This is a genomic window from Bartonella phoceensis, assembly GCF_902825145.1.
In the GTDB taxonomy this organism is placed as follows: Bacteria; Pseudomonadota; Alphaproteobacteria; order Rhizobiales; family Rhizobiaceae; genus Bartonella; species Bartonella phoceensis.
In genome coordinates this window covers 1-12659 of record NZ_CADEAD010000013.1, presented here as the reverse complement: position 1 = coordinate 12659, position 12659 = coordinate 1, and the positions used below count along the sequence as shown (strand labels likewise).

The window sequence follows — 12659 nt, the reverse complement described above, 5'->3', positions numbered from 1 at the left end:
TCCCATGAGGGTTGGGATGCACCCCTTCAGGGTGGGGTGTGTCCCATGAGGGTTGGGATGCACCCCTTCAGGGTGGGGTGTGTCCCATGAGGGTTGGGATGCACCCCTTAGGGATTGTTGGGATGTATCCATTAGGGTTGAAGTGCATCCCGTGAGGGATGGTATATTTCGTATGAAAAAGAGATAACTAAAAAAATTGTGTTTTTTGGATCCTGTAGTGATTGGTTATTGTGTTTTCTATAAATACCCACCTCCTACATCTTTAAAATGTGGAACGAGTGTATGATGAGGTTAAGAGGCTAATATAATGCAAAAGGGAACAAAAAATCTAGAATAATTGGTATATTTTGGTACCAATTTGTGATCTTTTTTTTATTTTTACATCTTTATAAATTATGATCCTATAAAATAATTAGTTTTCAGAAAAATAAATATATTAAAACATTATATGAAGAAAAATTTTTCTATAACTTTTGTTTTGTTTTAAATTTATACACGAATAAATATTCTTAAATACGGTTTTTTATTCAAAGCGCATATTATTAAGTCATGTTTTAAAGCACTTTAGGCACTATGGTTTTATTCTAAAAACCACTTTTATTCTTTGCGAAATGACTTTTTTGAGAGCAGAGTAATTTTAAAAGTCTACTTATACATGAGAAAAATGATAAGAGTCATGACATGTATTTTATGGATGAAGTCTTAAACAGATAAAGATCTTAAAAACTACAAATTTTTATAAAAGTGAGACAACTTCAATGGGGAATGTCACCCGTGAAATCGAGGCCAGCAAGGTGGAGATTTGTGGGGTGGAGGTTGGCTGTGTGGATTTCATTGGACTGTATGGGCACCGGTATGGGACCGGTATGGGACCGGTATGGGCACCGGTATGGGCACCGGTATGAGGATCGGTATGGGTATAGGGAATTGCGTGATATTTTCATTTGTACGCTTTGTGCGGAGGGGATGTTTCAGAGCATTTACGAGTCGTATATCCCCAATGAAGTGCTAACAGGTCTAAACAGTCTCGTAAATGGTCTGCAAGGGAGTTTTGTTTGCGCTTTGAGTCGCTTAACTCTTTGAGCGCTTGACCGTAACCGACAACCTTTTCTACAAGTGAATAGCCAAGAATACCAAGGTCAATCTTGATCGTTTTTAAATGATTGGATGCCTCTATTTGACGTTCAATGGGGTGTATGTAACCTTGGCCGCACGCAACCCTTTCACGCGTGTAGTCAGGACTCATATGGAGGTCTGCCTGACTTTGGCGCCAGTAAACATAAAAACGTTCTGCTGCTTTATATTGTGCTTTGCTGAGATGCCCTTTCGCATATAAAAGCGCAATAGGACGGCTTTTTGCATTGGCAATGGCTTTGATGGTGCGCGGATTACTAGCGTTTTCTGGATAACTGGGCTGAAAATAAGGATTGCTCGTTTCAACAGCGATTTCTTCTGTCTTTAAGTGGCCAATATGGTGTTTCTCTTTACAAACGCGTGAAAGAGGAAAAGTTTGTGGCTTCCTTTCATGATTTCTTTTCTCTTGATAAGTCATGTTTTCTCCTTAAAAAATTGTAAGTTTGGCTCTATGTTTAAAAGATGACGGGTAAGAGGGTTCTGCGCATCAGGGATAAGCTTTGGCTCAGTCCTTTCTTGGGTGTTAAAGATTAGGAATGGGTGACATTTCTTTATGTGGAGGATTGAAAACACAGGGGGCGTTCTGTGAATTTTGTTCTTGAAGGTTAGTCGTATTTTTCTGCATTTTTGGCGTTGCCTTTCATTTTTACTTGTGAAAAGGCAGGAAGCATAGTTGTTGCGTGGGGTGTGTTTTTGAAGGGGTGGTGGGGGGTTTATTGCTTTATGAGCGGTTCCCCCGATTTTGCCCATTTGTAAGCGGGGAGCGAGGCTGTTGCATGGAGTTGTTCTTGAAGGGGAGGCTGCATGGTTGGGGCTGTCCTTGCTTTGGCTCGTGTGGGAGTGGAGCAGAGGGAGGACGTGGCTTTTGTTCTTGGACGATTGGATGCCTAGAGGTATTATCGGAATTCTTTCTTCTTTTGTTTATGAGGGAGTGAAGTGTGTTGGTAGAATAAGGGCAGCGCTCTTGGAGAGGGCAGTGTTGTTACTTGGCTGGTCAAGATAATGCAGAGGGGTTAAGGAGTGCTCAGAAGAACACCGATAGCGATAGGTTTGTGGGTCAAACCAGAGACCAATTTTGCCTTCAAAATCACCAGAGCGTTGTTTGGCAATATTCATAATAACCCCTGGACGTTTGGCTAAATCTGCTTTTTCTTCTTTCAGGGATGCAGAAAAAATTTTGTCTTCTAAGGATCGATTGCGCCAAATGGTGATGATGTTAAAGGCATTGGCACCAATTTCTGAGGCGCCTTTAATGTCTTCTGTGCCGGGGATATCTTTCTCTAAACTGCCTTTACGGGCATGGGCAACAAGATGAATGTGCACATCGTTTAAAACTGCCCAATCAACCATCTTATAAACCGCTTGTTCTTGACCAACATAATCATCTGAAGCAATGCCTAGCCGCATGAGACTGTCGATGATAAATTGATCGCAGCCATAGCGTGCACGGCAATAGTCAAACACATCCAGCAATGTATCGACACTCGATTTGCCCACATGTTCATAAAGAATAAGCCCATCATCTAAAAACTGTAAAATCCGTTCAATCATCTCTCTTGTGGGGTGCTCTAAGCCCCCCGTTTGTTTGGTTAAACGGCGTAAGGATTGTTCTCCTTTCATCTCGAGCGAAGCTAAGCAAAGACGACTCTTTTGTGAAATCCAATGGGGAATACAGTCTGATAACAGTTGGCTTTTGCCAGCACCACTCGCACCACTCCACAGCGTTAATTCTGCTGGGCGAAAATACAGTTTACCGTTGAGTTTAGGGTAGGGCAGCGTATAGCCTACATGGTGTTCAGGCTCTGGCCAAAAGAGGCCGATGACTTGGTCTTTATAGTCTGAGGCGCGGCGTAAACCTTCTGGTGCAAAGCTTTTTGCTGAGGAAAAGGCTGCTTTTATGGTGGCAGTATCAATGCTGGCGGTTAAACAGTCATTCGCGTCTTTGCAGGGAAGATGGACACGGTAGCAGCGGTGACGACCAAGCCTACGGGCAATTTCATATGCCGCTTCTTCACCCGGTTTGTCCATATCGGTGGCTAAAAAGATGGTTTCAAAAGATTCTAAGTGATCAAACTCATTTTCAATCCAGTTGTGTTTGCCCCCAACGCCTCCTCCAAACGGTACAGACACTGTCGGATATCCATAAGCCGCTAAGGAAAGTGCATCAATTTCTCCTTCCGTGATGACAAGGGTGCGATTGGCAGAAGGAAAAGTTTGGTTTGTGACGGTGGGTGCGTTGTTGTTGGTGGTGTGTGTGTGGTTTGTGGTGCAAAGAGCTTGCCAGCCAAACAAAATCGGTTCACATTGTGCTATCGTTGGTTTTGATTTCGCTCCTGCTTGTGCGCGCCGTTCTTTTACCAAGGCAAGGGTGCCATCGGGCTTATAAAAGGGAAAAATGATTTTTTCTCCATCTTCTCCTATGCGGTAACGCTTTAAAATCTCAAGAGGGATACCGCGCTCTTTGTGGAGATACGTTTTTACTAAATTCTGTGGTGTGCCACCGGTGGGAGCCGGTGGACGTCGATAGGAACGATGCGGAGCCATAAAGGGTTTGGGACGCGTTAGATTGAGCGTGGCGCGCGCTTCTTCTAAGGCTTGAGAAAGGCTGATCCCTTTGACTTCACACCAAAGGTCTAAAAGGTCACCGCCTCTGCTTTCTGCAAAATCATACCAAAGACCCGCTTTATTGCCGCTTAAGCACACCGATAAACTTTTGCCCACTTCACCACGCGTGTTGCCTATAATCCAATCGTTGCCGCGTCTTTGTCCTTGGGGAAGAAGCATTTCTGCTATTGTGCTTGCTTGGGCAATAAGTTGTTGTTTGATCTCAAAAATCGTGCTCATGTTCATGTCTATGGTAGTTGATAAGGCTGCGGTAAAGAGCATCATTGTCGGCATCATTGCCGCTGTTGGAAGCTGTTTTGGACGCGCGAGAGGAAAAAACAGCGCGCCTTTCCTGATGTTCTTTTATCCGCTCAATCTCTCGGCGAAACCAATTGCGCCATGTGGCTTGCCAATCCACTTTAAGCGCTTCTTTGCCACTTTTGGCATGCCAATAGTCGCGAAATTTCTTTTCTTGCCAACGTGCTTGGTCTTCACTCAAACCTTCCAAAACCGCCGCACCAATATCTGCTTGCCAATCACTGGGAAGACGTTGTCCTTTGAGTATCACTGGGTGGTTTTTTACCTTGCGTGTGCCGGGTGAGGGGGGTGTGGAGACGCCCAGAGAAGCAGAACGCTCTGGGCTTACCCCTAAGGTGTTAGGGTTTTCTTCACTTGTCGGTGAGGGGGTGCGGTGTGGCCCCTTGTGTGTGCCAGGTGCGGAGTTTGTGCCGGGTGAGGGGGGTGTGCCGGGTGCGGAGTGTGTGCCAGGTGCGGAGTGTGTGCCGGGTGAGGGGGTGTGGTTTTCTCCTCCATCTTGTACACGCAATGTGCCTGGAAGAGGGGTGCTACGTGTGGATGGCGAACACAGATCTGATAGGCTTCCCTCCTGTTCTCTCTCCTCTTGTGGCTTGGTCAGAAACAATTTCTTTTCTGAAACACCGTTAGGTGTTTCCTTTTCTTCCCCCTTCTGAGATTCTAAGCTTTGTTCATCATCTCTTGCACGTTCGTTGAGCAGATGTTGAAAAACCTCATTGATTTTCTTGCGTTTTTTTGCTGAAGAACGGCCCGCAAAGGATTTCTGTTCAAGCAATTTTGTTCGTTCGTAAAAAACACTTTCGCAGCGCTTATTCCACAAACCACTCGATAAATTTAAAATTTTTCCCTCATCTATCAGCATTTCTAAAACATTCACAAAAGTACGCTTGTCACAACCGCAAAGACGCGCTAAACGTTCTACCGATAATTCTAGAGGACGACCGCGTGCATACATCTCGTTAAGAAGAATCGTATAAATTCCAATTTCGTGTGCACGCATTCCACGTACTCCCCCTAGAAAATCATTCTGATACCAACAAACATAAGGAAGCCTAGACGATTCATAGTGAGGAGTTGCTTGTTGATTGACATGTTCCATGCTTCAATCCACTTTCTTCTTTTCTGCATTTCTCTTCACAATAAAACCAGGAACAGCATTTTATGCATTTAGTGGCATTCAGTTGACAGTTTTGCCTCTTTAGTCATAAGGGGAGTGGTTTTATTGCAGTTTGTTCTGTTCGATGTCGGCTCTTTGGGTGTTGCTTGATGAAGTCTAAGAAATAGTTGGTTGCACTTTCATCAGTGTGTGCAACTTTACAGTGTGAAATTGCATAGAGAGCAAAGGATAAATAATACAATATTTCTAAACGCATAGGCTTTCGCGGGGCTTTAGGGAGCGCCTTTTTGCATCATTTGGGGTGAAAGAGAGAATTTTTTGATCTGAAAATGAACTTTTATCCCCCCCTAAAAAGTAAAATTTGTTTTCTTAATTTTATCCTTTTTAGAGGATAATGCAAGCACGTTTTACAAAAAGGACGTGTTTTTTTAGAAAGACGCGCTATATGGTGAAACTATGAATATCGATGGTTGGCGGCAAAGATTGAGCGCTGCACTTAAAAAAAGTGGTCGCTCAAAAAGATCTATCTCCCTCGCAGCCGGTAAAGGTGCTGGGTACCTTCACTCTATCCTCACTGAAGGAAAAGAACCAACAATTGAATCCCTCGCGCGCATTTGCCACGAAATTAATGTCAGTATGAATTATGTTCTCTACGGACAGGGCGTGAGTCCCGAAGATAAAGAATTTATAGAGCTTATCTCAAAACTTTCTCCTGAGGAAAGGCAGGCGATTTTGACTCTTTTGCGGCGACCAGTTGACGAAGCATCAAAATAAGCTCTTTTTGCGCTTTTGAATCAAGAGTAGACCAATATTTTATCAATTCTAAATCACGCATTTTAGCTCTCCTGTCTGTTTGTGGTTGCGGTCGGTAAGAACAAATAGAGAACAATACAAGGACATAGGGTGAACAAAGGAAGACAGGTGATTTGTTCATATATCTCGTTCGAACGTCGCAAAGACTAAAAAATTATCTTTTATAAAGGATAAAATAATTGACATCTCTCCTATAGAGGAGATAAGACTAACGCTATATTCAGCCTTGTCAAGACAAAGCTGTGCTTTATCAACTGTCGAAAGGGGGGAAATTATGAAAAATATTCCATTCGTTAAAGAGGATGAAATACTCATTATTCTCTGTGAGGATGAAAAGAGCGATGCCTATGAAGGGCCTCTCGAGCAAATGGAAGAAGTGCTCGATCTGGTGGAAGAATATGAAACTGTTCATCGACTCTTGCGGCTCGATCTCATGACACTTCATGCAGAGGATGTCAGTGAACAACTCGCCGATGTCTATGTCGTAAATCATGAAATTGACGAACAAAATAGCCAACTGCAGCCATTCATCCTTAATAGTGATGCCTACCATGCGCACCTTAATGAAAAAAACGCGCGCGAGTATGAAGATAATTTCTATGGATCTTACGAAAAACAGCATCGCTTGCGTCCCTGTGATGTCTTGAACGATTACTGGTGGTAAAAAACCATGGCAAGTTATCTCAAAACTTTTTATCAGGGAATTCCGCTTTACTATGCTGGAAACGTCAAAAATACCATCAAACTTGAACCACAAAAACAGAACGCTGTCCTTTTTTTGTCGCGGCAGGATGCAGAACGTGTCGCAAAAAATTTGGTGGAAGAATATTTCCGAGATGATTTTTGTGTTGTGCAACAGCATGAGTGAAACGGATTTTAGGCAATAAAGCAAAAAACAGAGTCTTGAAGCGTTTTTTCGGCGGGGAAGTGGATGCCCACGGGAGGCAAAACGCTTCAAGGTTTTATGCCGCTATTGTCTATGCTGCAATCCTGTATGGTTGGGGCTGTATGCTTTTGTATGCTCAGGGTGTGGGGCGTGTGAGGCGTTGCGTTTTAAGCGTGCGGGGGCCTCTGGAGAAGAGGTGGGGCACATGTCAAGGGGCTTTGGGAGAAGAAAAAAATTGTCTGGGGGAGGGGGGCAAGGCAAGCCTAAACGGCTGCGCATGGACTATAAAAAAGGCCAAGATCAATCAATGACAAAATGTTTCAACAAAAACAGCCGCTCTCCATAAACAAAGAACGGAGGTTTTTAAAGGCCAGACGAAGGTGCTGAAGTAAAAAAGTACTTCAAAGAGAATGTCTTAAAAAAAGGAGAAATAAAATCATGCCAATCATTATCGATTGTATTCAGGGAACAGATGAATGGCAGAAAGCACGCAATGGATTGATTACGGCTTCTTTGTTTGAAATGGTGATGGCACAAAAAAAACAAGGGCAAAAAACTTCAAAATATTCGGCTGTGATGATGAAACTCGCAGGAGAAAGAATCACCGGAAAAACCGTCGATGAGGGAACAACATTTTCTATGCGACGGGGAACAAAATTAGAACCAAATGCGCGAAAACTTTATGGAAAACTCACGAAAACAGAACCTGAATGTGTAGGATTTGTGCTCGCTGATGATCGTATGAAAGGCTTTTCCCCTGATGCTTTTGTTGGAACAAACGGATTGTTGGAAATCAAAACCAAAAAACCTGAAATCTTGATCCCCCACTTCTTGCAAAAGCGTTTTCCTGAAGAGCATAAAGCACAATGTCAGGGAGGATTGTGGATTGCTCAACGAGAATGGGTGGATTTGATGCTCTATTGGCCTGATATGCCGCCTCTGATTAAGCGCGCTTATCGTGACGAAGTTTATATTCAAAAGCTTGAAAGTGAGATCCAGTGTTTTAATGAGGCGCTGGAGGCTATGGTACAACAGATTAAAGCTGCCAAGACAGGGTTTGGTATCAGAATGGAAAACGTTTTGGAGGAGCGCAAACCAGGGGTAGAGCGTAAGGGACAAGGGCGTGGTGAAGGGGCGCATATCTTGAGAGATGGGCGTAAGGGACAAGGGCGTGGTGAAGGGGCACATATCTTGAGAGATGGGCGTAAGGGCCGGGGGATGGTGAAGGAGTGCACAGACGCAAAAATTGGGCGCAAAACCCAAATAAACTGCAGGACAAGAAAAAAAGAGAATCAAGTGAACAGTGTGGAAACAACAAAATACTACAACAGCAGTGCGGCTAAAATGCTATGAAAGAACTAGAAAAAGAGGACGATGGTTGAAAAATACAGGGATGTTAAAATATTCTGTAGCATGGTGCTGCGAGAGAGGATTGAACTCTCGACCTCTCCCTTACCAAGGGAGTGCTCTACCACTGAGCTACCGCAGCCCTTTTCAATTCGTGCGCTGTCTTGTGCCATATTGTACTAAAATAGGCAAGAGAGCATTCGTCTATTCTTGAAAGAAAATCCCCCTTGTGTCATGACATATATTTCTTATACAAAAGCCATGAGTTCTTATACAAAGCCGTGAGCTCTTATACAAAAGCCATAAGGTGCTGGAAGAAGCTCAACATTGCTCAAAAGGTTGCACAATGACACAGATGCATCAAAAACAACAACAAGAAATTAATCAAAAGGATGAAAAAGCAAAACGACGCCAAGAAAGATTAGCTCAACAATTGCGCCAAAACCTGAAGCGTAGAAAAGAGCAAAACCGAAAAAGAGCGCAAGAAAATTCCTGAAAATGTTTCTTATGGCAGCCTTGCAACCAAACCTCTCAATGATTCGTTCTAATGTGTGAGATTCGTTCTAAAATCACCGATTTCGTTTTGAAGTCATAAAAAAAGGTTTCGTTTTGAAATCATACAAAAAAATAACTTTTCGGGGGGTAAAACCTTTGGAAGGGGAAATACAAAGGGGAAAAGGGAAAGCACTATGGATTCTATTCAAATTGTTGGCGGGAAAAAACTTAAAGGGACAATCCCTATCTCAGGGGCAAAAAATGCTGCGTTGCCTCTTATGATTGCGTCACTGCTTACAGAAGAAACGCTTACTTTGGAAAATATTCCACATCTTGCGGATGTCGAATTGCTCATTCGCATTCTCAATAATCATGGTGTCGGATACGCTGTCGACGGACAGGAACAGGAAATCGAACAGGATTATAGGGATGCAAGTTATATGGATGCAAGAACAATCCATTTTACGGCTCAAAAAATCGCTACAACACGGGCTCCATACGAATTAGTGAAAAAAATGCGCGCAAGCTTTTGGGTGATCGGACCACTGCTGGCACGATGCAGAGAAGCATATGTTTCCCTGCCTGGAGGATGCGCTATCGGTACAAGACCCGTCGATTTTATCCTCGAGGGACTCAAAACTTTAGGAGCACATATCGCTATCGAAAATGGATATGTTCGTGCTAAAGCTCCAAGGGGGTTAAAGGGAACGCTCTATCGCTTTCCTAAAGTCACGGTCGGGGGAACACATGTGTTGCTCATGGCAGCTACAATGGCAAAGGGAAAAACTATCCTCGAAAATGCTGCTTGTGAACCAGAAGTCGCTAACCTTATTCGAACCCTCAACGCAATGGGTGCAAAAATACTCGGTGAGGGAACATCTACACTCACAATCGAGGGCGTAAAAAAACTCAATGGGGCGAGAGTGCGTGTCATTGCCGATCGAATTGAAGCAGGAACCTATGCTATGGCTGTCGCTATGACAGGCGGAGATGTCTTCCTCAAAAATGCAAATCCTAACCATCTAACCCAGGTGCTGGGCGTGCTCCAAAAAGCCGGACTCGATATTCAAATAGAACCTCAGGGAATTCACGTTAAACGAAATCCACGTCAGACAAAAATAATGCCCGTGGATATCAAAACAGGTCCTTATCCTGCATTCCCAACAGATCTCCAAGCACAATTCATGGCTCTCATGACAAGAGCTCAGGGTATTGCACATATTACTGAAACAATTTTCGAAAATCGTTTTATGCATGTTCAAGAACTCAATCGTTTGGGCGCTCAGATAAAACTCGATGGACAGACAGCAACCATCTATGGAACAGAAAATCTCCAAGGTGCACCAGTCATGGCGACCGATCTACGCGCTTCTGTCTCTCTTGTTATTGCTGCTCTGGCTGCAAAGGGTGAAACAATCGTCAATCGTGTCTATCATCTTGATCGCGGATTTGAGAGATTGGAAGAAAAATTAGCCCAATGTGGCGCTATCATCCAACGGGTAACAGCCTAACCCCCTTCGGGGGTGTTTTTTTATGCACCTGAGAGCAGATACTGGACATCATTTCTCAAGAGGCCCTTTGTGCGCAATGGAATCTCGGGTGTAAAATTTTTTGCTATACGGTTTTTCCAGCTTAGCCTTCTTTTAAGAAAATGTTCTTTTTAAAGGATATTTCTTAAGAGCCTTTGCTTTCATGGGCGCCTAGCTTTTAGGATTTATTTATTGGAAGCAGATTTCGCGCTCTTTAAGCGCTCTTGCAGGAGGGATGGAAGAATGCTCCTTTGGGAGAGAATATGTTGCGTGATCTTTTAAGGCCGCGCTTTGGGATGAAATCTCTTTGAGGTGAAGAAAGAATCATACTGGCCAAAAAAATCCCTCATAAAAAATCCCTACCAAAAATCTGGAACTTCATGCTTTAAATGAGGACCAATCCGTACCGCCGAAACCTTTTTTGCTAAACCCGTGCGGTCGGAAATCTCAACAACTAAACCACAAAGAGTGGCAGGACCACACGCCGGTTCAAGACGATCCTGCTTCTGCTTGTAGAGAAAACGATGTAACGCTTCTTCCTTATCCATTCCTATGGATGAGTTATAGTCGCCGCACATGCCCGCATCCGACAAATAAGCAGTGCCGCCTTCTAATATTTGTGCATCAGCCGTAGGAACATGGGTATGCGTCCCTGCAACAACACTCACACGACCATCAAGAAAATGGCCAAGACATTGCTTTTCACTCGTCGTTTCTGCGTGAAAGTCAAAAATAATCGCATCTGCTTGCTCCATCAAAGAGCAAGCAAACAGAATATTTTCAGCTGTTTCAAACGGATCAACAACCTTGTAGGGCATAAAAACACTTCCTAAAATATTGGCAACAAGCACACGCGCGCCATTCTTCGCCGTGAAAATACCCGTCCCTCTTCCAGGCATTTCTTGCAGAAAATTCGCTGGACGCAAAAAACGATCACTTTCACGCGCATAGTGCAAGGCTTCTTTGCACGAGAAAGCGTGATTGCCTGTTGTCACAACGTCAATTCCAGCCATTAAAAGGTCTTGATACGTTTCATACTTGATACCAAAGCCATCGGACGCATTTTCACCATTCGCGACAACAAAATCAAGTTTCCATTGCTCAATAAGCCGTGGAAGCTGTTCAAAAATAGCCGTACAGCCCGTTGTTCCAACAATATCACCTAAAAATAAAAAACGCATAGGCGTTTTAATCACACTTTAGCGTTTTAAGAAACCTTTTTCTGTGAAAATTCCTTCTACAATTAAATCATGCTCTGCATGCGGAATGGATTCAACTTCCTGACACGAAAAGCCTAAGCCAAACAAACGCGCTCTATGCCCTTGTGTTTCAAGCGATTCAATGGCCCGGTCATAATAACCTCCTCCGTAACCAAGACGGTGACACTGGCTGTCAAACGCAGCAAGGGGAACAATAATCAGATTCGGGACAACATCTGCATTTTCTGCTCCAGGCCCTAAGGTGCCAAAGCGCATCGGCTCTAACACCGTGTTTTGTGAATAGGAACGAAAAACCATGGTGGTTGAATCAAGGACTGCAGGTAATGCTAAACGCCCACCCCGTAACGCTATAGCATGAAATAAAGGACGCGGGTCCATTTCCGTTTTGATCGGCCAATAGCCCGCCAGAATCAAACGCGAAAAATCTTCCCTTTGTTCTTCAAGACTGCGAATCAGATAAAAACAAGCGCGCTGTGAAAAAACAGCGCGTTCCTGTATGGAAAGGGTTGCACGGTGAGATAAGCCAATCTTGCGGAGCTGTGCGCGAATCGATGAAAAAAACTGCAGATTCTCTGTATTTCGTACCATTTTGCGTCAATCATTCTATATATTGCTGTAAATAAAAAGAGGTGGAGTGCAAAAAAATAACATACCCTTGTGCTGAAAGGAGAGCACAGGAGAGTGAACCGTTTTTACGGAGTTGGTTGGCAAATCAATGAGGCAGACCATACGTGTTGTATACGCCATTGTTTCTCATTCATTGTTCTATAAACTGCTGTAAGTATACAAATCAGGTTTTCTCAATCAACAAAAATTCCTGTTAATCTCTTGAGAGATATCACAGGAATTCGCTTTAGGCAAAAAAGAGCATGCCAGCTTATTTTATTTTGCAAGAGGAAGGTGATCCACGACAGCCGGTGGAAAAAGTTGACCCTGGGAACCTACAAAATAGGTGGGTGCCATATGAAAAAGCCCACGAGCTTTTTCAGGGACAGCTCCCTCAGAGATCAATAAGGTCTCAGGAATACGTTATTTCCTGTCGAGAAGCGCAGAACACCGCACATACTATAAAACAGTTTGATATCTTCTGCTAGAGAGAAAATGATTTCCGTGCAATCTCTTCGGAACAGTATGCGGTGGGCGATGCACGGTGGGGTGTCCGGTGAGGGAGTTTTGTGAAGGGATGCCCGGTGGGGGGG

At 43.7% G+C, this 12659-nt stretch carries 12 protein-coding genes, 1 tRNA gene, 1 other RNA gene and 1 pseudogene; 8 read left to right on the top strand and 7 right to left on the bottom strand.

Annotated elements, in window-relative coordinates:
- Nucleotides 1-758: 758 nt before the first annotated feature.
- Entirely contained in the window at nt 759-905 is a 147-nt protein-coding gene (locus J7R07_RS07685; RefSeq protein WP_208436282.1) for a hypothetical protein, read from the top strand.
- 35 nt (nt 906-940) lie between these two features.
- On the opposite strand, the gene J7R07_RS07680 is transcribed toward J7R07_RS07685, so the two are convergent.
- The 3 genes from J7R07_RS07680 to J7R07_RS07670 form a co-directional block, all read right to left on the bottom strand.
- A complete protein-coding gene (locus tag J7R07_RS07680; RefSeq protein WP_208436281.1) occupies nt 941-1552 on the bottom strand; it encodes a hypothetical protein in 612 nt (203 codons plus the stop codon).
- Nucleotides 1553-2055: 503 nt separating this feature from the next.
- Entirely contained in the window at nt 2056-3978 is a 1923-nt protein-coding gene (locus J7R07_RS07675; RefSeq protein WP_208436280.1) for a toprim domain-containing protein, read from the bottom strand.
- A complete protein-coding gene (locus J7R07_RS07670; protein ID WP_208436279.1) occupies nt 3962-5152 on the bottom strand; it encodes a YdaU family protein in 1191 nt (396 codons plus the stop codon). The genes J7R07_RS07675 and J7R07_RS07670 overlap by 17 nt, the downstream gene beginning before the upstream one ends.
- A gap of 474 nt (nt 5153-5626) precedes the next feature.
- Between J7R07_RS07670 and J7R07_RS07665 the strand changes: the two genes are divergently transcribed.
- The 5 genes and pseudogenes from J7R07_RS07665 to J7R07_RS07645 form a co-directional block, all read left to right on the top strand.
- Nucleotides 5627-5944 carry an XRE family transcriptional regulator gene (locus J7R07_RS07665; RefSeq protein WP_208436278.1) on the top strand — a complete coding sequence of 106 codons (318 nt, stop codon included), beginning with the start codon at nt 5627-5629 and terminating at the stop codon, nt 5942-5944.
- Nucleotides 5945-6257: 313 nt separating this feature from the next.
- Entirely contained in the window at nt 6258-6647 is a 390-nt protein-coding gene (locus J7R07_RS07660) for a hypothetical protein (protein ID WP_208436277.1), read from the top strand.
- Between the two features lie 6 nt (nt 6648-6653).
- Entirely contained in the window at nt 6654-6851 is a 198-nt protein-coding gene (locus tag J7R07_RS07655) for a hypothetical protein (protein ID WP_208436276.1), read from the top strand.
- A gap of 223 nt (nt 6852-7074) precedes the next feature.
- Nucleotides 7075-7215: a hypothetical protein gene (locus J7R07_RS07650; protein WP_208436275.1), complete on the top strand. Its 141-nt coding sequence runs from the start codon at nt 7075-7077 to the stop codon at nt 7213-7215.
- A gap of 92 nt (nt 7216-7307) precedes the next feature.
- Nucleotides 7308-7970 (top strand): annotated as a pseudogene (locus J7R07_RS07645) (lambda exonuclease family protein); the annotation flags it as partial.
- Between the two features lie 313 nt (nt 7971-8283).
- Here J7R07_RS07645 and J7R07_RS07640 read toward each other — a convergent pair.
- A tRNA-Thr gene (locus J7R07_RS07640) sits at nt 8284-8358 on the bottom strand.
- A gap of 204 nt (nt 8359-8562) precedes the next feature.
- On the opposite strand from J7R07_RS07640, the gene J7R07_RS07635 reads away from it, so the two are divergent.
- Both J7R07_RS07635 and murA read left to right on the top strand, forming a co-directional pair.
- Nucleotides 8563-8712 (top strand): hypothetical protein, encoded by a 150-nt coding sequence (locus J7R07_RS07635; RefSeq protein WP_208436273.1) that lies wholly within the window; start codon nt 8563-8565, stop codon nt 8710-8712.
- Between the two features lie 193 nt (nt 8713-8905).
- Entirely contained in the window at nt 8906-10222 is a 1317-nt protein-coding gene (gene murA / locus J7R07_RS07630; protein ID WP_208436272.1) for a UDP-N-acetylglucosamine 1-carboxyvinyltransferase, read from the top strand.
- A 377-nt stretch (nt 10223-10599) separates the two neighbouring features.
- Here the strand turns inward: murA and J7R07_RS07625 are convergent, their stop codons facing one another.
- From J7R07_RS07625 to ssrS, 3 genes are all read right to left on the bottom strand, one after another.
- Complete coding sequence (locus J7R07_RS07625; protein ID WP_208436283.1) at nt 10600-11421, bottom strand: TIGR00282 family metallophosphoesterase; 822 nt, start codon at nt 11419-11421, stop codon at nt 10600-10602.
- Nucleotides 11422-11439: 18 nt separating this feature from the next.
- Entirely contained in the window at nt 11440-12048 is a 609-nt protein-coding gene (locus J7R07_RS07620) for a 5-formyltetrahydrofolate cyclo-ligase (RefSeq protein ID WP_208436271.1), read from the bottom strand.
- Between the two features lie 310 nt (nt 12049-12358).
- Nucleotides 12359-12518: non-coding RNA, 6S RNA (ssrS, locus tag J7R07_RS07615), on the bottom strand.
- Nucleotides 12519-12659: the final 141 nt, after the last annotated feature.

Excerpts from the sequence above, each read along its gene's own strand:
- J7R07_RS07685 (WP_208436282.1), top strand. The coding sequence starts at position 759 with ATGGGGAATGTCACCCGTGAAATCGAGGCCAGCAAGGTGGAGATTTGT.
- J7R07_RS07680 (WP_208436281.1), bottom strand. The coding sequence starts at position 1,552 with ATGACTTATCAAGAGAAAAGAAATCATGAAAGGAAGCCACAAACTTTT.
- J7R07_RS07675 (WP_208436280.1), bottom strand. The coding sequence starts at position 3,978 with ATGAGCACGATTTTTGAGATCAAACAACAACTTATTGCCCAAGCAAGC.
- J7R07_RS07670 (WP_208436279.1), bottom strand. The coding sequence starts at position 5,152 with ATGGAACATGTCAATCAACAAGCAACTCCTCACTATGAATCGTCTAGG.
- J7R07_RS07665 (WP_208436278.1), top strand. The coding sequence starts at position 5,627 with ATGAATATCGATGGTTGGCGGCAAAGATTGAGCGCTGCACTTAAAAAA.
- J7R07_RS07660 (WP_208436277.1), top strand. The coding sequence starts at position 6,258 with ATGAAAAATATTCCATTCGTTAAAGAGGATGAAATACTCATTATTCTC.
- J7R07_RS07655 (WP_208436276.1), top strand. The coding sequence starts at position 6,654 with ATGGCAAGTTATCTCAAAACTTTTTATCAGGGAATTCCGCTTTACTAT.
- J7R07_RS07650 (WP_208436275.1), top strand. The coding sequence starts at position 7,075 with ATGTCAAGGGGCTTTGGGAGAAGAAAAAAATTGTCTGGGGGAGGGGGG.
- J7R07_RS07635 (WP_208436273.1), top strand. The coding sequence starts at position 8,563 with ATGACACAGATGCATCAAAAACAACAACAAGAAATTAATCAAAAGGAT.
- murA (WP_208436272.1), top strand. The coding sequence starts at position 8,906 with ATGGATTCTATTCAAATTGTTGGCGGGAAAAAACTTAAAGGGACAATC.
- J7R07_RS07625 (WP_208436283.1), bottom strand. The coding sequence starts at position 11,421 with ATGCGTTTTTTATTTTTAGGTGATATTGTTGGAACAACGGGCTGTACG.
- J7R07_RS07620 (WP_208436271.1), bottom strand. The coding sequence starts at position 12,048 with ATGGTACGAAATACAGAGAATCTGCAGTTTTTTTCATCGATTCGCGCA.